The organism is Mesorhizobium sp. M0802, from assembly GCF_040320115.1.
GTDB lineage: Bacteria > Pseudomonadota > Alphaproteobacteria > Rhizobiales > Rhizobiaceae > Mesorhizobium.
Genome location: NZ_JAMYOY010000001.1, coordinates 77,880 through 97,600 on the forward strand (window position 1 = coordinate 77,880; position 19,721 = coordinate 97,600).

Genomic DNA, 19,721 nt, shown 5'->3' on the forward strand with positions numbered 1-19,721 from the left:
AAGGATGCTCCGCGATGTGACGGTCAGACATCTGAAATCACCTGCCCATTTGACAGGATGTGAACCTTGTAGCCGGAAAAGATCTTTTGAGCTTCGCCGGCGGCGTAGAGTGCTTGATAGGCTTCGTGCGGGATCAGGGCGTGGTTCTCGTAGCTCGACACACCCTGGCGCGCGGCTTCGAGATCGTCGGTGTTGATAAAGAATTCCTGCGTGGTCTTCTCGCTCGAAAACAGGCCCTTGCGGCCGGGTTTCTCGCCCTTGGAGTAGACCTCCTGGATGGTCCAGGTGAGCAGCCAGGCATTTTCCGGTTTGCGCACCTTGGCCAGCACCTCGGTCACGGTCGAATTGTTGTCCGTAATGCCTGCGGAATAAAAGGGGCCGAGCACGACGCGGCGCAGCTGCTTAGGGTGCAGCGGCTCGAAATCCTTGTCGAGATTGACCGCAATCGTTGCGGGCGAAAGCGTGTAGGCGGAATTCTTCTCGGTGAAATCGTCGAAGCGATGGGCGAGTTCGGGGTTGAGCAGGCCGTCCACCGGCAGCGGGATGTCGACCCGTTCATTGAGCTTGCCGCTGCTGTCAACGAGCTGCCGGATCATGCTTTCGGAGGAATCCTCCACCGTCACCATGTAGACCAGCGGCAGGTTGGCGCTGCCGTCGAAGCTCGCCCAGTGCACGAGGTAATAGGGGCGCCCGGTCTTTGGATTGACCGAGACCTTGGCCGTCTGCGCCAGCGAGAACGGGCCAAAAGTCTGTTCGCTCTTGACGTCCTCGAGATAGAGCCGCTCGGCCATCGACTTCTGCAGCGCTTCGGGGAATTCCTTGTGGCGCAGGATGAAGTCGGCCATTTCCTCGCGCAATTCGCCGGCCAGCGGAATGTTGGCCAGCCGCGCCTCGGCCTGGCGGCGGTCGTTTTCCAGTTCGAGCAGGTTCTGGAAGACGGGATAGCCGCTGTCGGCGCGCGAAATGCGGAACGTGTCCATGAAGCCGAGCCGGTTGCGCCAGCAGGAAAACGATTTGTCCAGCCGGGCAATGTATTCGGCGACAATCTTGGCGACGATGCCGTGCCGGTAAAGCGGCGAGCGGTCGTCGCGCATGAACACTTCGAGGCCGCTGAGTGCCGCCGTGATGGCGGAAAAATAGCGCGCCGCCGCTTCGTTTTCGGGAGTCATGCCGGTGTGCCCGCGTGCAGCCGCTCCTTACGACTGCACGTAGTTGGCCGAATTGTGCTTCTTCATCACGTCGTCGAAACGGCGGGCGAAGGCGTCGTCGGCGAGCTTCTTGCGGCGCTGGATGTCGGAGCTGGCGACCATGTTCTTCTCGTGCATTTCGAGGAGATCGCCGATGTGCTTTTGCGAGGCGGCGCCAATGCCGGCCATGGTCTCTTCGGCGGTGTTGTCAACCTGGCTGCCCAGCGTGTTGATCTTGTGGGCGACATCCTGCTGGGCGGCGGTCTTCAAGGAATCTTCCAGTGCCTTGTAGAGCACGATGCGCTGCTCGGTATCGATTGTCAGCTTGTTGATCAGCGTCGACTGCGCTGCGATCTGATTGTTGAGCGAATCGACGAAGGTCTGGAACATCGAGGTGTAGCGTTCCAGCGTCTGGCTTTCGGCCAGAAGCTCCTGCTCCTTGGCCTGCTTTTCATTGTATTCGGTCGCCAGTTTCGAGCGCTCGCCCTCAAGCTGCGTGCGCTCCTTCTGACTGGTAGAAGCGGCGATCTTGTTTTCGATGTCGAGCAGCAGCGGATTGACCTCCTCGATGCGCTTCTGCACCGCCTCGAGGTTGGTCATGGTGACCTTGCGGCGCTCGATCACCTGCGACAGGCTGTTTTCCGAGGTCTTGTAGCGCTGGTCGAGGACCTCTTTCTGCGCTTTCAGGATGCCGACGATGGTGTCGGACTTGACCAGAAGCTCCTGCAGATTGCCGGCCAGCGACATGTTGCGGACGCGGTCGGTGCGCATGCGCTGCTTGCGTTGCGCCGAGAAGACGCCGACGAAGCTTTCCCAGCCGGTGTAGTTCTTCATGCTCTCGAATTCGGTGCCGAAGACGTTGGTGGCGTCTTCCAGCCCGATGATCAGGTCGGCAATGTTGCCTTCCATCACCTTCTGCTGCTTCAGCACGTCCTCGATGCGGGCATTCTCGATGTCGAAATTGGCGTCGCCGATCTTCTTGTCGGCGGTGGCCAGCGTATCAAGCACCGTGCCCGACTGCTCGATCTTGGAGCGCATGTCCTGCACGACCTGCCTGGTCTTGGCAATTTCGGCATCGAAATTCTGCAATGTCGCCATAGGGGCCTCCCGCTTCGGCTTCCGGTCGCTGGCTGCGAACAGCGGCGAATATATGTGGGGTATCAGGGGATTGAAAGACGCAAGACAAGACCCGCCCCGAAAACAAAAAAATGCCTGGTCGTCTTGAAAGGCAATGAAGGCGGGGTCATGGCGTGATTAACCAGCCGGCCAAGTATTGTTCAATTGTCATGAACTTTGACGGCTGCGAAGAAGTCGATCTCGGACAGTGTGGGTGTGCTGAATTCGACAGAGGGCTCAATGAGTTGCAAGCGCGAGACAGCTGGCGGAAGCCGTCGCCATCACGCTACGCATCGCGCCGTTCAAGGCTTCGGATCGGCCTTCAGATAGGCGATGACGTTGGCGATGTCCTCGTCGCTGCTCAGGCCGGAGAAGCCCATCCTGTTGCCGGGTACTTTCAGCTTGGGAGCGCCGAGATAGGCTTTGAGGTTGGCTTCGTCCCAAACGAGGCCGGCCGCGCCGGCGTCCTTCATGGCCTGCGAATAGTTGAAGTTCTGGGCGGTGCCGGCGGTGCGGCCGACGATACCGAGGAGATGCGGGCCGACCTTGTCGCGGTCGCTTGCCGCCTCGTGACAGGCCATGCAGCGGTAGAACACTTTCTTGCCAAGTGCTGCATCGCCGTCGGCCAGCGCGGCGAGGATACCGGCCAAGTAAATGACAAGGCCTGATGAAATGGCTCGAAGCATGGCGGTTCCCGGCTGGCTCTGGCTGAGGGCAAAATAGGCTGCAGGCCTTAACAAACGCCGTATGCCGGTGGATAGCAGCCGGGCTCAATCCGTGCGCGGGATCGCCGCGACCGCCTGCTTGACCTGCTTTTCAATCGCCGCCGACGAATGATTGTCGCGCACGAAAGCGCGGCCGATCTCCGCCATCTCGGCGGCCGCTTGCGGGCGTGTCGCGAGATCGATGATTTTCAATGCCAACTTGCCGGCATCGTCGCTGGACAGGAAATGCCTGCCCGCCTGCAGGCCAAGCCCTTCGACGGCCTTTTCGGTGGCGGCGACGACAAGGCCCGCCGCCATCGCCTCCAGCACCTTGATGCGGGTTCCGCCGCCGAAGCGCAGCGGGATCGGCGCATAGCCGGCACGCCCAAGCAATTCCGGCAGATGCGGTGGGTTCTCGATCAACCGCAGACCATGCCTGGTGCATAGACCGCGCACGACATCGCGCGGGTTTCTGCCGGCGACGGTGATCGACCAGGGCCGGCCGGAAGCGGCGAGGCGCGGCGCCATCGCGCGGCCGATCTGCTTGACGGCGTCGATGTTGGGGAAATAGCCGAGATGCCCGATGAAGCACAGGCTGAGCTCACTGAAGCGCTCGGCAGCAATCGGCAGGGAAAGCACGCTCTCGTCTGGAATGGGGTTGGCGACGAACCTGACGTCGTTGACGGGGCCGAGAGCGGACAGAAGCGCTTCGTCGGCCCGCGAACAAACCCAGACCTGGTCGGCCATGGCAACCGCACACCTGTCGGCCTCGCGCGCCTCTGCCTTCCTTCGCCTGTTTTGGCGCCAGTCTCGAATTTGCTGCCACAGCGTCAGGCCGGCGATCCGGTCGGACACCGTCCGGGAATCAATGTTGTGCTGGTCAAGGACGGTGCGCGCGCGATGCTTCGGCGCCAGCGTCAGCAGCTGCGAAAGCACGATCTCCTCGATTACCACGAGATCGGGCGCGAATTCCCTCCAGATGGCGTCGGCCTCGGCCAGCTCGTCGTCCGGCATCATATGCACGGTCGGGTGCGGGCCGCGCCTGCCCCAGGGCGCCCTGCCGCGCGCTGCCTCGATGATCCGGTGACGGATGTTCGGCGGTGTGGAGGGTGCCGGGGCGCCAGTCAGGCTTACCGTCAGGACCTCGCCCATCGATGCCAGGGCGCGTGCATTGGCGGCGTTCCGGATCTCTCCGCCGGAGACCGGCGGAAACGGGCAATCAACTGTGAACTGCAGAATTTTCATGTTGTCCCGGCCGTTCAGCCTCTGGTGAAGCCAATGAAATCGTCGGGCGCGGCGCGGCCCATTTCCTCTTCCCAGTGGCGGCGGCAGAGCGAGATATAGACGTCCTTGCCGATCGCCACCTGTTCGCCTTGTCTGGCCACCTTGCCGTCAGCGCCGAGACGCACGACCATCGTCGCCTTGCGGCCGCAGCGGCAGATGGTGCGCACTTCGCGCAGATCGTCTGCGATGGCCAGAAGCGCTCGCGAACCGGAAAACAGATTGCCCTGGAAATCGGTGCGCAGGCCGTAGCACATCACCGGGATGTTCAGCCGGTCGGCGATACGGGCGAGCTGCCAGACCTGCTCTTCCTCGAGAAATTGCGCCTCGTCGACAAAGATGCAATGCACCGTCGTATGTTCGTGATGCTCGGCGACGCGAGCGTAGAGATCGTCGCCGTCGCGGAACATCTCGGCCTCGGTCTCCAGGCCGATGCGCGACGAGATCAGCCCGGTGTCGCCCTTTCTGTAGTGGCCGGCGACGAACAGCATCGTCGTCATACCGCGTTCGCGATAATTGTAGGACGCCTGCAGCAGCATTGTCGTTTTGCCGGCATTCATCGTCGCATAGTGGAAGTAGAGCTTGGCCATGCCGTCCTTTTAAGCCGAGTTGGCGCGGCGCGGGGAGAGGGCACCGCTGCATTTGATGGGAAAAGCCGTCTGCAATCGAAAAAGCGGCAGGGGTGTCGCTGTTTGGCCAGTCCGCGCCGTTGATCGTGATTGTCTTAGCGCTTGAAACCACACCAGAATGGTGTTTGGCTGACGAAACAAGGCGGGCAGAGAAACCGTAACTACGCTTCGCCAAAGAATCACAATGGGAGACTGCCAATGTCGCGTATGAACACCTTCGTCGCCGGCCTCGGCCTGGCGACTTTTCTGTCCACGAGCGCTGCACTTGCCGGCGATCCGGAGAGCTGCAAGGCGGTGCGCCTTTCCGATGTCGGCTGGACCGACATCCAGGCAACCACCGGCGTCGCTTCGGTGCTGCTCACCGCGCTCGGCTACGAGCCGCAGACGATCCAGCTATCGGTACCGGTGACCATGGCGTCGCTGAAAAACAAGGATCTCGACGTCTTCCTCGGCAACTGGATGCCGTCGATGACCAACGACATCAAGGACTACACCGCCGATGGTTCGGTCGAGACGATCGGCACCAACCTGACCGGCGCCGGCTACGGCATCGTCGTACCGACCTATGTCGCGGAGGCCGGCGTCAAGTCGCTGACCGACATCGGCAAGTTCAAGGACAAGTTCAACGGCAAGATTTACGGCATCGAGGCGGGCAATGACGGCAACCGCATCATCCTCGACATGATCAAGAACCCGAAGGACAATCTCGAAGGCTTCGAGCTGGTCGAGTCCTCGGAAGCCGGCATGCTGACGCAGGCCGAGCAGTCGATCAAGAACAATGAGTGGATCGCGTTCCTCGGCTGGACGCCGCATCCGGTGATGGGCGCCATGAAGCTCACCTATCTCGACGGCATGGGCGACAGCGGCTTCGGCGCCGCCACCGTCTACACCAATGTGCGCAAGGGCTACACCACCGAATGCCCGAATGCCGGCAAGTTCATCGCCAACCTGAAGTTCAACCTCGACATGGAAGGCGAGATGATGGACGCGATCCTGAAGGGCGGCGACGCCAACACGGTCGCAGCCGACTGGCTGAAGAAGCACCCTGACGCGGTTGCGCCGTGGATTGCCGGCGTCACCACCTTCGATGGCGGCGATGCGGCAGCGGCGGTCAAGACCGCGCTCGGAAGCTGAGCCGACTGAATTCGGCAAAGCCGAACCAGGAAGGGCAGCCAATCTAGAAAAGGCTGCCCTTTTTCATATCCTGTGAGAAGATGACCTAACGACAGCGGAGGCCGGAAGCAGGCGGTCTCTCGCATGAGAGGGGCGATATGGATCCGATTTCGAAATTCATGGTTGATCACAAGATACCGATCGGCGCCTGGGGAAAGGCGTTCTTCGGTTTCCTCACCGACAATTTCGACACCGTGTTCAGAGCCTTCTCGAATGGCCTCAATTTCCTGCTCGACGGGCTGGTTGGCATCCTTTTGATGGTGCCGCCGGTGCTGCTGGCGCTGATCATCGCCATCATCGCCTGGCTGCTGCAGCGCTCGCGCCCGCTGGCCATAGGCGTCTTTCTCGGCCTGATCTTCATCATCAACCAGAACCTCTGGAAGCAGACGGTGCAGACGCTGGTGCTGGTCGTGGCCGCCGCCGCCATGGCGATGGCCATCGGCGTGCCGCTCGGCATCTGGGCCGCGCACAAGCCGAAGGTCTACCGCATCATGCTGCCGGTGCTCGACCTGATGCAGACGCTGCCGACCTTCGTCTACCTGATCCCGGTCCTGACCCTGTTCGGTCTCGGCAACGCGCCCGGCCTCATCGTCACCATCATCTTCGTCATCCCGACCGCGGTCCGGCTCACCCATCTCGGCGTCGTCTCGGTGCCGAAGTCGATCATCGAGGCCGGCGAGGCGTTTGGCGCCACCAAGCAGCAGCTGCTGTGGAAGGTCGAATTGCCCTCAGCGCTGCCGACCATCATGGCCGGGCTGACGCAATCGATCATGCTGTCGCTGTCGATGGTGGTGTTTGCAGCACTCATCGGCGCCGGCGGCCTCGGCACTGAAATCAACCGCGCGCTCGGCTCGCGCCGCATCGATCTCGGGCTCGAGGCGGGCCTGGCGATTGTCGTACTCGCCATCGTGCTCGACCGGATGACGCGTATCGGCGTTGGAGGCAAGAAATGACCGTCGCCGTTGACTTCAAGAATGTCGATATCGTCTTCGGGTCCGACCAGGCCGGTTCGCTGGCGCTGATCGACGGCGGCGCCACGCGCGCCGAAATCCTCGAAAAGACCGGCAATGTGCTGGGTTGCGCCGGCGCCAGCCTGACCGTGCATGAGGGCGAAATCTCGGTGCTGATGGGCCTGTCCGGCTCGGGCAAGTCGACGCTGCTGCGGGCGGTCAACCGGCTCAACGTGGTGTCGCGCGGCCAGGTGCTGGTCAAGGACGGCGACAATATCGTCGATGTCGTGACCTGCGATCAGGCGACGCTGCGGCGGCTGCGCCAGAAGCAGGTGGCGATGGTGTTCCAGCAGTTCGGCCTGCTGCCTTGGCGTACGGTGGAGGAGAATGTCGGCCTCGGCCTCGAACTCGCCGGCGTGCCGGAGCAAGAGCGCAAGGAGCGCGTGCAACGCCAGCTGAAACTGGTCAATCTCGACCAGTGGTCGAAGAAATACGCGCATGAGCTGTCCGGCGGCATGCAGCAGCGCGTCGGCCTGGCCCGTGCCTTCGCCACCGAGGCGCCGATCCTGCTGATGGACGAGCCGTTCTCTGCGCTCGATCCGCTGATCCGCACCAAGCTGCAGGACGAATTGCTGCAGCTGCAGGCGGAGCTGAAGAAGACCATCATCTTCGTCAGCCATGATCTGGAAGAGGCGCTGAAGATCGGCACCCACATCACCATCATGGAGGGCGGTCGCATCGTGCAGACCGGGGCGCCGGAAGACATCGTGCTCAAGCCCGCCAATGACTATGTCCGCGACTTCATCGCCAATGTGAATCCGTTGTCGGTGCTGACCGCCTGGAACGTCATGCGCGACAGCCGCGACCTCGAGCACGGCGATAATGGCTGGGTGTGGCTCGACCGGCGCAAGACGACTCGCTTTAAGATCGACGAGCACGGGCTGGTGGCGGCGGCGGAACGCGACGGCAAACCGGCGGTATGGGTTTCATGCGCCGATGTCGAGGCGCAGCCGGAGGAGACGGCGCAGGTGTTCTGGGCCAACCCCGGCACGTCGCTGAAGACGGTGATGCTGGCCATGCACCGCTCGCAGACGGCACCCGTGGCGCTGTTCGACGACCAGTCGCGCTTTGTCGGCGCGATCGGGATACGCGATGTGCTGAGCGCGGTGTTGCGGCGCTAGATCATGATGAGATTTGGTTGAAATCTCATCATGATCTAACCCTTTGTTGGAGCATGATCTTTTCCAAAAACCGGTACCCACTTTTTGGGATCATGCTCTAAGCCAGACCGATGCGCGTGGCGCCGAGCTTGAACAGGGCTGTGGCATCCCGGTCGAAGCGGAAGGTGTCGATGAAGTCGTCGGCTCGGTAATCCGGAAGCGTCTTGCGGATGGCGGCGGCGAAGTTTTTCGCCTCGTCCAGCCGCCCAGCCAACGCCAGGGAGTGGGCGGCGATCGACAGGATGATGACATGTGCGTTGGGGCGGGCGGCCGCCTTCAGCGCCCATTCGGCCGCCTCGTCGAACTGGCCGAGGCGGACATGCGCCATGGCGCGTGCGCCCAGCATGCCGAACAGCATCGGGTCGAACGGCGACAGATGGCGCGAATGATCCGACGATCCGATCGCCGCGTGCGGGTCGCCCGACTGCGAATGCACGAAGGACAGCGCATAGTGGCCAAGCGCGAAGTTCGGGCTGAGGTCGACGGCTCTTTGCAGTTCTAGCACGGACGCATCACCCTCGCCGCGCAGCCACAGCGCCCGGCCCATCGCCCAGTGCGCGGCGGGATTATGATCGCCGACCAAAACGCTCTGGCCGGCCGCCTCAAAGGCAAGCGCGCTGTCCTGGTCGCGGTCGCCCCAGCGCTGGAAGGCGCTCTGCCAATGGGTGAAGGACAGGCCGGCATAGGCGCGGGTAAAGGTCGGATCCTGCTGCAGTGCGATGCCGAAGAAATGCCTGGCCTGCTCGTTTTCGCTGCGGGTGAAGCGATACATATGCCAGAGTCCTCGATGGTAGGCCTCCCAGGCATTGAGCGAATTGGGCGCTTTCAGCATGGCGCGGTTGCGCTCGACCATCTCTATCTCGGATGAGACAGAGGCCACGATGCTGTTGCCGATATCGTCGAGGACAATGAAGATGTCCTCGGCCTTGCGCTCGAAGGTCTCGGCCCAGACGATCCTGGCCGTGCGAACCTCGACAAGCTCGACAGTGACGATCAGGCGACCCGTCGCGCTGCGCACCGTGCCGGTGGCGACATAGTCGACATTCAGCCTTCGGCCGGCATCTTCCGGCGCGATGTTCCTTTCCGCCAGCGCAAAGACCGAGCCCCGGGCGATGACAAAGAAGTCCCTGAGCTTGGCGAGGCGGGTAATGATGTCGTGGGTCAAGCCATCGGCCAGCCCGCCACGAACGCCGCTACCGGCGTCTTCGGCAAATGGCATCACGGCCAGCGAAGCCTTGTGCGGCGTCGCGGCTTCTGAACCGGCAAGCATGACTGACGCCTGGTTCGGCCCGGGCGGAGCTGCCGGTTGTGCCGGCAAAATCGCGCAGGGCCGTTCGCTGCGGATGGACAGCCACGCCTCGCGCACCGGGCCGAAATCCAGCTCTTCCGATTGGAAGAGCGATGCTGCTGCGGCAAGATGGTCCTCGCAGGCACGGAACTGGCCGCGCCGCGCCAGCCTCACCAGGAGTGCGATGTGGGCGCAGCTGTCGAACGGGGTCAGCTCCAGCCATTTTTCGAGATGGGCGGAGACGGCTTCGGAATCGGCCGGCAGCGTCTTGACCAGATGTTCCAGTATAGCCGCGTGGCAGGAACCGAAACGGCGGCGCTGCGCGGTCAGCCAGCTGTTGAAGAGAGGGCTTCGGTCGATCTCCAGCCCTTCGAGGAAGTCGCCGACGAACAGGTCGGAGACCGACTGCAGTCGCGTCGGCTCGAGCGTTTCGATGCCTGCGGCAGCCGCCGCCGCGACATCCAGCACGTCGACTGAGATGCCGTCGAGATCGAGCGCGATCGTATCGCCCGATGTTTCGATTCTGCAGCGGCCCGGTTCGTCGAGCGCGGCCCGCAGCTTGCTCAGGCACCAGCGAAGCTCACCCCGGATCATTTGGAACATCCCACAGCAACTCGCAGAGCTTGCCACGTCCGACCGGATGGGGCGCCAGCGCCAGATAGGCCAGCAGCGCGCGCAGCTTGCGCGATGCCGGCAAGACCACCGGGACGCCGTCGCGCGCAATCGTCGGCGGCCCAAACAGGCGCACGACAACACCTTGATGGCTGCTCGCCAGGCTCGATTCCACGCCAGATACCACGCCTGCTCCCACGCTGACCTGCCGGCCCCTGCTTTACCACCGAGCACGACAAAGTGCACCCGGCTCGCAAAATTTGTGCGCCGAATGTGGTGTTTACCACACTGCCGCACGTCAAGGACCTGTAGTGCGGCAAGGTGTCGAAATCTCGCCGCCCAAACCGCCGGTGTGTAACCGGCCCGTGAGCAAGAACCAGGAGTCTACCATGTTGCATCAGCAGAAAATCAGAACCACGGCCGGCCGCGGCCGCCTGTTCGACAGCATTCTCGACACCATCGGCGACACGCCGGTCATCCGCGTCAATAATCTCGGACCGGCGCACGCCACCATCTACGTCAAGGCCGAGTTCTTCAATCCGGCGGCGTCGGTGAAGGACCGGCTGGCGCTCAACATCATCGAGGAAGGTGAACGCACCGGCGCGCTCAAGCCGGGACAGACCATCGTCGAGGCGACCAGCGGCAACACCGGCATCGGTCTTGCCATGGTCTGTGCGCAGAAGGGCTACAAGCTGGTGGTGACGATGGCCGACAGTTTCTCGGTCGAGCGCCGCAAGCTGATGCGGATGCTGGGCGCCAAGGTGGTGCTGACGCCGCGCGCCGAGAAAGGCTTCGGCATGTACAAGAAGGCGGTGGAACTGGCCGAAGCCAATGGCTGGTTCCTGGCCCGCCAGTTCGAGACCAAGGCCAACGCCGACATCCATGAAGCAACTACGGGACGCGAGATCGTCAACGATTTCGCCGGCTCGCGGCTCGACTATTTCGTCACCGGCTACGGCACCGGCGGCACCGTCGCCGGCGTGGCGCGGGTGCTGCGCCGCGAGCGGCCTGAGACCCGGATCGTGCTCACCGAACCGGCCAACGCGCAGCTTGTCGGCAGCGGCAAGCCGCAGATGCGTGGCGCCGGCGGAGCGCCGGCCGCCAGCCATCCGGCTTTCGAACCGCACCCGATCCAGGGCTGGACGCCGGATTTCATCCCGCACGTCCTGCAGGAGGCCATCGATGGCAACTTCTATGACGAAGTGATGCCGATCGCCGGGCCGGAGGGCATGAAATGGGCCAAGGCGCTGGCGCAGCAGGAAGGCATCTTCACCGGCATTTCCGGCGGTTCGGCTTTTGCCGTGGCGCGCCAGATCGCCGGCACGGCACCGGCCGGATCGGTGATCCTGTGCATGCTTCCCGATACCGGTGAACGCTACATGACCACGCCTTTGTTCGACGGCATCGAGGCCGAGATGAATGCGGAAGAGCTTGCTCTCTCGCTCTCGACGCCCGGTTGCCAGTTCCCGGCATGATGACGCGGGAGCAAATTGCATGGACGCGATGCCTGGACACTCGGCTACCAGTACCGAGGAAACGCTTGACCCCTCGGACTGGGCCGATATGCAAAGCCTGTCGCATCGGATCGTTGACGATGCCGTCGCTTACCTGCGCGATGTCAGGCAACGGCCGGTGTGGCAGGAGATGCCTGGAGATGTGAGGGATTTCTTCACCGCCTCGCTGCCGCAATCGCCGACCCCGCTTGCCGACATCTATGGCGATGTCGTGGACAAGGTGATGCCCTATCCGATGGGCAACATCCATCCGCGCTTCTGGTCCTGGTATATGGGGTCGAGCAATTTTACCGGCGCGATCGGCGATTTCCTGGCGGCAATCCAGGGCTCCAATCTCGGCGGCGGCAACCATGCCGCCGCCCTGATGGACGGCCAGGTGGTCGACTGGTGCAAGCAGATGATGGGCATGCCGGCTTCGGCCAGCGGCACGCTGGTCAGCGGCGGTTCGATGGCCAACATCATCGGGCTGACCGTGGCGCGCAACACCAAGGCCGGCATCAACGTGCGCGAGCACGGCGTTGCCGCCATCGAAAAGCCGTTGCGTTTCTATGGCTCGGACCAGGTCCATTCCTGTCACCGCAAGGGGATGGAAGCGCTCGGTCTCGGCAACAAGGCGCTGCGCCGCATTGCCAGCGACACCGGCCTGCGCATCGACATTGAAGGTTTGAGGACTGCGATATCGGAAGATCGCGCGGCCGGGTTCAAGCCGGCCTGCATCATCGGCAATGCCGGCACTGTCAACACCGGCGCCATCGACGATCTGCAGGCACTGGCCAAGCTGGCGCATGAGGAGGATCTCTGGTTCCATGTCGACGGCTGCATCGGCGCGCTGATCGCGATCGCGCCCGAGAATGCGCGTCGTGTCGCCGGCATCGAATGGGCCGATTCCATCGCGCTCGACCCCACAAATGGCTGCACGCTCCGTTCGAGGCAGGCTGCGCGCTGGTCAGGGATGCCTCGGCGCATCGCAAGACCTTCGCGGTGACGCCGGAATATCTGGGGTCGACACCGCGCGGCCTCGCCTCCGGCCAATGGCTGCACGATTATGGCCTGCAGACGTCACGCGGCTTCAAGGCACTCAAAGTGTGGATGGCGTTGCGAGAACACGGCGTCGAAAAATTCGGCCGCCTGATCGACCAGAACATTGCGCAGGGGCAGTATCTCTCCGGGCTGATCGCGGCCGAACCAGCGCTCGAACTGACGGCGCCGACCAGCATCAACATCGTCTGCTTCCGCTATCGCGCGGATGGTCTCGATGGCGAGCGCGCGAAAGCGCTCAACACCGAGATCATGCTGAGGCTGCAGGAAGACGGAACCGCCGCCATTTCCGATACCACGGTGCAAGGCCGGCATTGCCTCAGGGTGGCGATCAACAACCACCGGACCCGGCGCGAGGATCTCGACCTTCTCGTCGCCGAAACGGTCCGCCTGGGCAACGAGATCGCTTCTGCCTGACCGGCCATGGGGTAGTTCTCAGCCGCTGGCGGCCTCCTTTAAATCGCCCTCCGTAGCGGGAAACGTCACGCCGGGAAGGTAAAATGTGATCGGCCGGATTTCGTAGACTGCCGAGGGATTCACGCGGCGCAAGTCGCGCGCAGCCGCAATCGCCGCCTCCTGCGTGGCGCAGTCGAGGACATAAAGACCCAGCAATTGTTCCTTGGTCTCGGCAAACGGCCCGTCGATGACGAAACCTTCGCCCGGACCGCGCAGCGTGACGGCCTCGGCGGTCGCGCCCAGTCTTGCCGCCGGCCCAAGCTTGCCTTCGCGGGTCAGCCTGGCGTTGACTTCGAGCAGGTCGTGCATCAGCGCCGCATCCTGCTGCGGCGTCAGGGACTGGATGGTCTGTTCGACGTGATAGGCCAGGATGGCGTAAAACATGCGGCGATCTCCTCCTGCTCGAGCGGCCGCACTATTGCAAGGTTGGGTTGGTTGATCCACCCCCGGTGCCCATCGAGACGCTAGTCTGCTGCCTTATGCCGCCAGCGGCAGGCTGAGCTCCGTCAGCAGGCCGCCGCGAGGATGGTTGGACAGGTTGACATCGCCGCCGGCGGCACGCGCAATGTTGCGGGCAATGGTCAGGCCTAGCCCGAGACCGCCGGTCTGTCGGTTGCGCGATTGCTCCAGCCGCACGAAGGAACCGAACACCTGGTCGAGCTGCGCCTGCGGTATGCCCGGCCCCTCGTCGCGGATAACCAGCGTGACCGTGCCGTCCGACTGCCGCAGGCTGACATGGGCTTTCTTGCCGTAGGTCACGGCATTCTGGACCAGATTGTTGACGCAGCGCTTGAGCGCCACCGGCCGCGCCATGCAGATCATGCCACGCGGCCTGGCGCCGTCATGGTCGAACGTGACGTCCTCGAAACTGTCGGCGATCGATTCCACCAGCGACCAGAAATCGATCCGCTCGCTCTTCTCCTCGGTGACTTCGAAGGTGGCGAAGTCGATGACGGAGCTGGCGATGCTCTCGATGTCGGCGAGGTCGTGGGCCAGCGCCTCGCGCGCGGTCGATCTGCGCAACAGTTCGAGGCGCAGCCGCATGCGGGTCAGCGGCGTGCGCAGATCGTGGGCGAGCGCGGCGGCCAGATGTTCGCGGTCCTCGACATAGTCGCGCAGCCGGACCTGCATGGCGTTGACGGCTTTGGCCGCGGCGCGGATTTCGCGGCTGCCGGTCTCGGCGATCGGCGGGCTCTTCAGATCCGTGCCGATCCGGTTGACCGCCGTTTCCATCATCCGATAGGGCGCCGTCAGCCGGCGCAGCGACCAGATCGACATGATCACCACCAGGGCCGCTATCAGCGAATAGAGCGGCAGGCTGTCGAAGCTCAATATCGGTCCGACCGGCGTGTTGGGCTCGGTGAAATTCAGCCATTGGCCGTCGGCGAAGCGGACAGATGCCGTCAGCTTGTCGCTCTGGGCGAAGCTGGCCGCCAGCGATAACAGGTCACGCTCCACCGCGCCGACATCCTTGGTCACGGCCACACCGCCAGGCGCGTTGGCTGCCTGGGTTGCCGGATCGCGCCGGACGCGGGCGTCGGTGATGCCGAATTTCGACAGCCGCCCGACCAGGATGTCCTCGAGTTCGGCCAGTTCGTCGTCGCCGGCGATCGACGAGGTGACCGCGGGCGTGTCCGACACGGTCAGCGCATAGGTGGCGTTGAACAGACCGGAGGCCGTCAGCTTGCGCTGCTCCGGCGTGTCGTCATGCATCAGCTGCACCAGCGAATAGGCGCGGTCGTTAAGCCGGTAGAGATCGACCTCGTCATTGGCGACGGCGCGATCGCGCGAGACGATATAGAGCGTAGCGACCTGGCTGATCAGCAGGCCGGCAATGACGATGAGCAAGACCCAGACCGGCAGGGTTTGCGGCAGGAAACGTCTCATTCAGAGGTGGTCTCGGGCAGGAACTGGTAGCCGCCGCTGCGCACGGTCAGGATCAGTTTCGGCGTCTTGGGGTCGTCTTCCATCTTGCGCCTGAGGCGGCTGACCAGGATGTCGATGCTGCGATCGAAGGAATAGTCGCTGTCACCGCCGGAAAGCTCGATGAGCTGGTCGCGGGTGAGCACGCGCTGCGCGCTTTTGACGAAGGTCTGCAACAGGTTGAACTCCGCCATCGTCAGCTCGACCCTGACATCGCCCGGCGCCATCAGCCGCCGGCGCGAGCAGTCCATCGTCCAGCCGGCGAAATGGTAGATTTGCTTGGTGGTGGCGCGCTTCGGCTCAGCAGCACCATTGCGCCTCAAAACGGCGCGGATGCGGGCCAGCAGCTCGCGCGGATCGAAGGGTTTGGGCACATAGTCGTCGGCGCCCATCTCCAGGCCGACGACGCGGTCGGTGGTCTCGGTCACCGCCGTCAGCATGATGATCGGCGTCGAGTAGCCGGCGCGCAGGTCGCGGCAGAGCTCCAGCCCGCTCTTTCCCGGCAGCATCACATCAAGCACGATCAGGTCTACCTGCGTGCGGCGCAGTATGTCTTCCATCTCGACGCCGTCGGCGGCAACCGTGGTGCGCAGGCCGCGCTTCTGGAAGAATTCCTGAAGCAGGTCGCGAATGCCCTTGTCGTCGTCGACGATCAGTATGTGCGCATCGGATTTCACGGCGATCCTGTCATTGCTGGCGGCCGGTCGGCGGCTGCCTTCTGAGTCTGCTTCTGTGGCGTCACCCACACGATAGAATTCTGGCCACATGTTGGCCAGCGGCGATGATCGCCCGCAAAGCCGATTTGCCAGAAACAATCCAGAAACAAAATTCTATAGTCCGGAAAAACTCCCGAAAAAAATCAAGGGCATAAGGGTGCCGTGGCGGTCAGGACATCGGCTGCGACGCGAAGTCTCCGGAGTAACGGACATCACCAATGCACAGGTTCACGATCAGCTTGATGGGTGCGCTGCTCAGCATTCCGCTCGTCACAGCCGCGGTCGGAGCCACAACCGCAAAGGTGACGCCGATCACAAGGAGCGAGCGCTGCATCGATCTTAATCGCCAGGTAGACGAAGCCCTCGAAACCCGTGCCGCGGCAACGCAGGTCACCGCGGCGAAAGCACTGCAAAGAAAGGGAAACCGGTTCTGCGCCAACAAGAAACAGGCACAGGGTATCCGGATGCTCGCGAACGCTTTGAAGCTGCTTGGAGTGACACCGATCGACCCGGCTCAGTGACACTCGAAACTCGACCCGCACAAAGAAGGAAATGAAGCCATGAAAAAGTCCATCCTCTCCGCCACCGGTCTCGCCGTCGTTCTCGCTTTCGCAATGCCGGCTCTGGGCAATGCCGCTGCCACCACGACCGCTGCTCCGGCTGCTTCCACGACCACCGCTCCGGCGACCACGACCGCCAAGCCCCCGGTGAAGAAGGTCGTCGCCAAGAAGCCCGTCAAGAAGCACAAGAAGGCGAAGAAGGTCGTCAAGACGGACGCCCCGAAGGCCTGATCCAGACAGCCAACAGGCTTGTCTGTAACAAGGCCGCTCCAGCACCCCCGGCTGGAGCGGCCTTGTCGTGTGAGAGCATGATTACCCGTTGATGGGTGCCGGCCACCCAGGACTTTAACCCGTTTGCAATGCCGGTCCGGTAGGATAGCCCGCATGAAGAAGCGGCTTTCATCCATTCTGCGCTCGATGGCCATCGGCGGCCTTGTGGCCTCGGCAATGGTCAGGGTGCTGATCCAGTTCACCGCCAGCCCGGTGCCCGATCCGGTGAGCGGGCGCACGGAGCCGTCGCTGTTTGCACCGGCAATCTCCAGCAGCTGGCAATACATCACACCATGGCAAAGCCTGCTGCTTACCGTGATCACCGGCGCGGCGCTGGCCTGCTTCTTCGGCTGGCTCGCGGTCGCCTGGGTCGAATACAAGGCGGCCGGATCAAGGCCGGATGCGGCATCCAGCGCACGGCAATTCCAGGCTCGTCGCGTCGCCGATCGCCAGAGCCGTTGAACCGCAGCGTACAGTTCCTAAATTTGTGAACGGCAGCACTTCCGGGAAGCCGGTTTGGCGCGCCGATCAAAATGGACGACGGCTTTCCCCCATGACAAAGTGAGAGCGACCCCTCGCGCGATACCGGTTCCCGATGCCTGAAATCAGTTCCAAACCCCGCACCAAGACCAAGCCGCGGACCGAGCGGCCGAAGCTCTACAAGGTCATCCTCATCAATGACGATTTTACGCCGCGCGAATTCGTGGTGACGGTGCTGAAGGGCGAGTTCAAGCTCAGCGAAGACCAGGCTAACCGGGTGATGATCACCGCGCACCGGCTCGGCGTTTGCGTCGTTGCCGTCTTCACCAGGGATGTCGCCGAGACCAAGGCGACACGGGCCGTCGACGCGGCCAAGGCCAAGGGGTACCCGCTGCTGTTTACGACGGAGCCGGAGGAGTAGGTTGAGCGTCTTTCTCCCCGTATAGTGACGGAGAAGGGATCCTTACCTTCCCTCTCTGTACCACATCGCGCCCATGGCCAGCAGCAGCAGGCAAAGGCCGAGGAAGCCGCCGAACAGGGGTACGCGCGAGACGGCTTTGAGCACGCTGTCGTCGGTGCTGCGCAGGCCGATCCAGTCTGCGCCCGAGGCCGCACCGGAGGCGCGGACCGGGACGATGGAGGGCAGGGCGACGCTGCCGGTGAGCTGGCCAAGGGTGGAGGAGGCCGCCAGCCGGCGCACGCTGCCGCCGGTGGCCTCAGTCGGAGCCTTCAAGCGGTCCTCGGTAGAGACGACGTCGGAGAATTCCGGCGCGTTGACCGGGCCGACATGGGCGAGTGCGGTCAGGTCACCATTGCCGATCTGGTAGAGGCCGATCTCCTTGGTCTCGATGCTGCCCAGGAAAACGCCGGGTTCGGACTTCTCCAGCTTGACGATCAGCGCCTTGCCCGAAGGGGTGATCACCTGCGCCGGGCCGGGATCGTCGCTCATCGTCTGGCGGCGGATTTCCAGCATCATGCCGCGGCCGTCGGCGGTCAGCCGCTCTTCCTCGAGTTCAGGTTCCTTCATCAGCCAGTGGGCGATGCGGCGGTAAAGCTGGACATGCGGCCCGCCACCCTCGAAGCCGCGCGCCCATAGCCAGCCCTGATCGGACAGAAGCATGCCGACGCGGCCTTCGCCCTTATGATCGAGCAGAAGCAGCGGGCGGTTGTCGGCGCCCTTCATCACCACTTCGCCTTCGGGGTTCTGCACGCCGATGGTGCGGAACCAGCGGCTCCAGCGCGGCGGCTCGGTCGCCGAGCCGTCGAGGCCGCGCGTCACCGGATGGCGCTGGCCGAGATCGGTGAGGCGCGGATAGAAGGCCTTGTCGATGACTTCGCCGGTCGGCATTGCCGGCAGCGACGACATTAGCGGGGTGCGGGCAATCGAGGAGTCGCCGGCATATTCCGGCCCGGCGGCGATCAGCAGCGCGCCGCCCTTTTCGACGTATTCGGAGATGTAGTCGTAATAGAGGATCGGCAGCACGTCGCGGTGCTGGTAGCGGTCGAATATGATGAGATCGAAATCCTTGATCTTCTCGACGAACAACTCGCGGGTCGGGAAGGCGATCAGCGACAGTTCGTTGATCGGCGTGCCGTCCTGCTTTTCCGGCGGCCGCAAAATGGTGAAATGGACGAGATCGACCGAGGCGTCGGATTTCAGCAGATTGCGCCACGTGCGCTCGCCGGCATGCGGTTCGCCGGAAACCAAAAGCACGCGCAAGTTCTCGCGGATGCCGTCGATCAGCGCGATGGCGCGGTTGTTGGCGTCGGTCAGTTCGCCCGGCTCGCGGTCGATGGAGAGTTCAACGATGTTCCGGCCGGCGCCGGGGATGGTCACCTGCAGCGGCATCGCCTGGCCGATGGTCGCCTCTTCGACCGCGACCTGCTCGCCATTGACCGAGACGCGGACATCGACCGGGCCGGTTTCGCCGTCGGTGGCGATGACGCGGTAGGTCATGTCGAGCGGCTTGCCGACGAGGCCGAAGCGCGGCGCGTTCTCGAAGCGGATGCGGCGGTCCTTCTCGTGCTCGTTGCCGGTGATCAGCGCGTGCAGCGGCGCATTGAAGTCGGGGGCGGCCGGCGCGTCATGCACCTCGCCATCGGTGATCATGATGGCGCCACCGATGCGCGAGGGCGGCACGTCGCGGAAGGCGCCTTCAAGCGCTGCAAAAAGCTTGGTCTCGGTGCGCTCGTCGGCGGCTTCCGACTTGCCGGCCTCGACGACGCGGACGTCGAACTGCTTGAAGCGGCCAAGGCGCTGCTGCAAACCGGCAAGCGCTTCGTCGGTCTGTTTGGTCCGGTCGCCGATATCCTGGCTCTGGCTGCGGTCGACGATGACGGCAACGACGCTCTTCAGCGCCTCGCGCTCCTCATCCAGGAAAACCGGATTGAGGAGTGCTGCGCCCAGCGCAATCAGCGCCGCGATGCGGAAGATCGCGCCGCGCTGGCGAAACCACAAGCCGACAGCCGCCAGCACCAGCAGCGGTGCGAGCACCAAAGCCAGCAAGGGCCAGGACAGCAGCGGTTCGAAGGAAATCGACCAGTTCATCGTTTACCCTCCCCCTTGTGGGGAGGGTCGATCCGCGTAGCGGAGCGGGGTGGGGG

Annotated in this window: 17 protein-coding genes and 2 pseudogenes; 9 read left to right on the forward strand and 10 right to left on the reverse strand. The window is 63.3% G+C overall.

Going from position 1 to position 19,721, the window contains the following annotated elements; genetic code table 11:
• Window positions 1-23: 23 nt before the first annotated feature.
• From NKI10_RS00360 to NKI10_RS00380, 5 genes are all read right to left on the reverse strand, one after another.
• The gene (locus NKI10_RS00360) at window positions 24-1,169 is read right to left on the reverse strand and encodes a hypothetical protein (protein WP_023669989.1); all 1,146 of its coding nucleotides are present in this window, start codon (window positions 1,167-1,169) and stop codon (window positions 24-26) included.
• 27 nt (window positions 1,170-1,196) lie between these two features.
• The gene (locus NKI10_RS00365) at window positions 1,197-2,285 is read right to left on the reverse strand and encodes a hypothetical protein (RefSeq protein WP_023669990.1); all 1,089 of its coding nucleotides are present in this window, start codon (window positions 2,283-2,285) and stop codon (window positions 1,197-1,199) included.
• A gap of 320 nt (window positions 2,286-2,605) precedes the next feature.
• The gene (locus NKI10_RS00370; RefSeq protein ID WP_023669991.1) at window positions 2,606-2,989 is read right to left on the reverse strand and encodes a c-type cytochrome; all 384 of its coding nucleotides are present in this window, start codon (window positions 2,987-2,989) and stop codon (window positions 2,606-2,608) included.
• An 84-nt stretch (window positions 2,990-3,073) separates the two neighbouring features.
• The gene (locus NKI10_RS00375; protein WP_023825372.1) at window positions 3,074-4,252 is read right to left on the reverse strand and encodes a glycosyltransferase; all 1,179 of its coding nucleotides are present in this window, start codon (window positions 4,250-4,252) and stop codon (window positions 3,074-3,076) included.
• Window positions 4,253-4,266: 14 nt separating this feature from the next.
• The gene (locus NKI10_RS00380; RefSeq protein WP_023683669.1) at window positions 4,267-4,878 is read right to left on the reverse strand and encodes a thymidine kinase; all 612 of its coding nucleotides are present in this window, start codon (window positions 4,876-4,878) and stop codon (window positions 4,267-4,269) included.
• Window positions 4,879-5,115: 237 nt separating this feature from the next.
• Between NKI10_RS00380 and NKI10_RS00385 the strand changes: the two genes are divergently transcribed.
• The 3 genes from NKI10_RS00385 to choV all read left to right on the forward strand — a co-directional run bounded on the left by NKI10_RS00385 (window position 5,116) and on the right by choV (window position 8,221).
• Complete coding sequence (locus NKI10_RS00385) at window positions 5,116-6,051, forward strand: choline ABC transporter substrate-binding protein (protein ID WP_023686157.1); 936 nt, start codon at window positions 5,116-5,118, stop codon at window positions 6,049-6,051.
• Between the two features lie 137 nt (window positions 6,052-6,188).
• Complete coding sequence (gene choW / locus NKI10_RS00390) at window positions 6,189-7,043, forward strand: choline ABC transporter permease subunit (protein ID WP_023669995.1); 855 nt, start codon at window positions 6,189-6,191, stop codon at window positions 7,041-7,043.
• Window positions 7,040-8,221, forward strand: coding sequence for a choline ABC transporter ATP-binding protein (choV, locus tag NKI10_RS00395; RefSeq protein ID WP_023669996.1), 1,182 nt, complete (start codon window positions 7,040-7,042; stop codon window positions 8,219-8,221). The genes choW and choV overlap by 4 nt, the downstream gene beginning before the upstream one ends.
• Window positions 8,222-8,318: 97 nt before the next feature.
• On the opposite strand, the pseudogene NKI10_RS00400 reads toward choV, so the two are convergent.
• Window positions 8,319-10,347 (reverse strand): annotated as a pseudogene (locus NKI10_RS00400) (transcriptional regulator).
• Window positions 10,348-10,549: 202 nt separating this feature from the next.
• Between NKI10_RS00400 and NKI10_RS00405 the strand changes: the two are divergent.
• Both NKI10_RS00405 and NKI10_RS00410 read left to right on the forward strand, forming a co-directional pair.
• Window positions 10,550-11,635 (forward strand): PLP-dependent cysteine synthase family protein, encoded by a 1,086-nt coding sequence (locus NKI10_RS00405; RefSeq protein ID WP_023724977.1) that lies wholly within the window; start codon window positions 10,550-10,552, stop codon window positions 11,633-11,635.
• Window positions 11,636-11,654: 19 nt separating this feature from the next.
• Window positions 11,655-13,129, forward strand: a pseudogene (locus NKI10_RS00410) (pyridoxal phosphate-dependent decarboxylase family protein).
• An 18-nt stretch (window positions 13,130-13,147) separates the two neighbouring features.
• On the opposite strand, the gene NKI10_RS00415 reads toward NKI10_RS00410, so the two are convergent.
• The 3 genes from NKI10_RS00415 to NKI10_RS00425 all read right to left on the reverse strand — a co-directional run bounded on the left by NKI10_RS00415 (window position 13,148) and on the right by NKI10_RS00425 (window position 15,768).
• Window positions 13,148-13,552: a YciI family protein gene (locus tag NKI10_RS00415; RefSeq protein ID WP_352857963.1), complete on the reverse strand. Its 405-nt coding sequence runs from the start codon at window positions 13,550-13,552 to the stop codon at window positions 13,148-13,150.
• 93 nt (window positions 13,553-13,645) lie between these two features.
• Window positions 13,646-15,055, reverse strand: coding sequence for an ATP-binding protein (locus tag NKI10_RS00420; RefSeq protein ID WP_023670001.1), 1,410 nt, complete (start codon window positions 15,053-15,055; stop codon window positions 13,646-13,648).
• The gene (locus NKI10_RS00425) at window positions 15,052-15,768 is read right to left on the reverse strand and encodes a response regulator (RefSeq protein ID WP_352857966.1); all 717 of its coding nucleotides are present in this window, start codon (window positions 15,766-15,768) and stop codon (window positions 15,052-15,054) included. The genes NKI10_RS00420 and NKI10_RS00425 overlap by 4 nt, the downstream gene beginning before the upstream one ends.
• Before the next feature lie 257 nt (window positions 15,769-16,025).
• Between NKI10_RS00425 and NKI10_RS00430 the strand changes: the two genes are divergently transcribed.
• From NKI10_RS00430 to clpS, 4 genes are all read left to right on the forward strand, one after another.
• Window positions 16,026-16,328, forward strand: coding sequence for a hypothetical protein (locus tag NKI10_RS00430; protein ID WP_352857969.1), 303 nt, complete (start codon window positions 16,026-16,028; stop codon window positions 16,326-16,328).
• Window positions 16,329-16,367: 39 nt separating this feature from the next.
• Window positions 16,368-16,598: a hypothetical protein gene (locus tag NKI10_RS00435; protein WP_352518301.1), complete on the forward strand. Its 231-nt coding sequence runs from the start codon at window positions 16,368-16,370 to the stop codon at window positions 16,596-16,598.
• A 153-nt stretch (window positions 16,599-16,751) separates the two neighbouring features.
• Window positions 16,752-17,099 (forward strand): hypothetical protein, encoded by a 348-nt coding sequence (locus tag NKI10_RS00440; RefSeq protein ID WP_023670005.1) that lies wholly within the window; start codon window positions 16,752-16,754, stop codon window positions 17,097-17,099.
• 133 nt (window positions 17,100-17,232) lie between these two features.
• Window positions 17,233-17,538, forward strand: coding sequence for an ATP-dependent Clp protease adapter ClpS (gene clpS / locus NKI10_RS00445; protein WP_023670006.1), 306 nt, complete (start codon window positions 17,233-17,235; stop codon window positions 17,536-17,538).
• A gap of 42 nt (window positions 17,539-17,580) precedes the next feature.
• Here the strand turns inward: clpS and NKI10_RS00450 are convergent, their stop codons facing one another.
• Window positions 17,581-19,665 carry a hypothetical protein gene (locus NKI10_RS00450; protein WP_352857973.1) on the reverse strand — a complete coding sequence of 695 codons (2,085 nt, stop codon included), beginning with the start codon at window positions 19,663-19,665 and terminating at the stop codon, window positions 17,581-17,583.
• Between the last annotated feature and the right edge of the window lie 56 nt (window positions 19,666-19,721).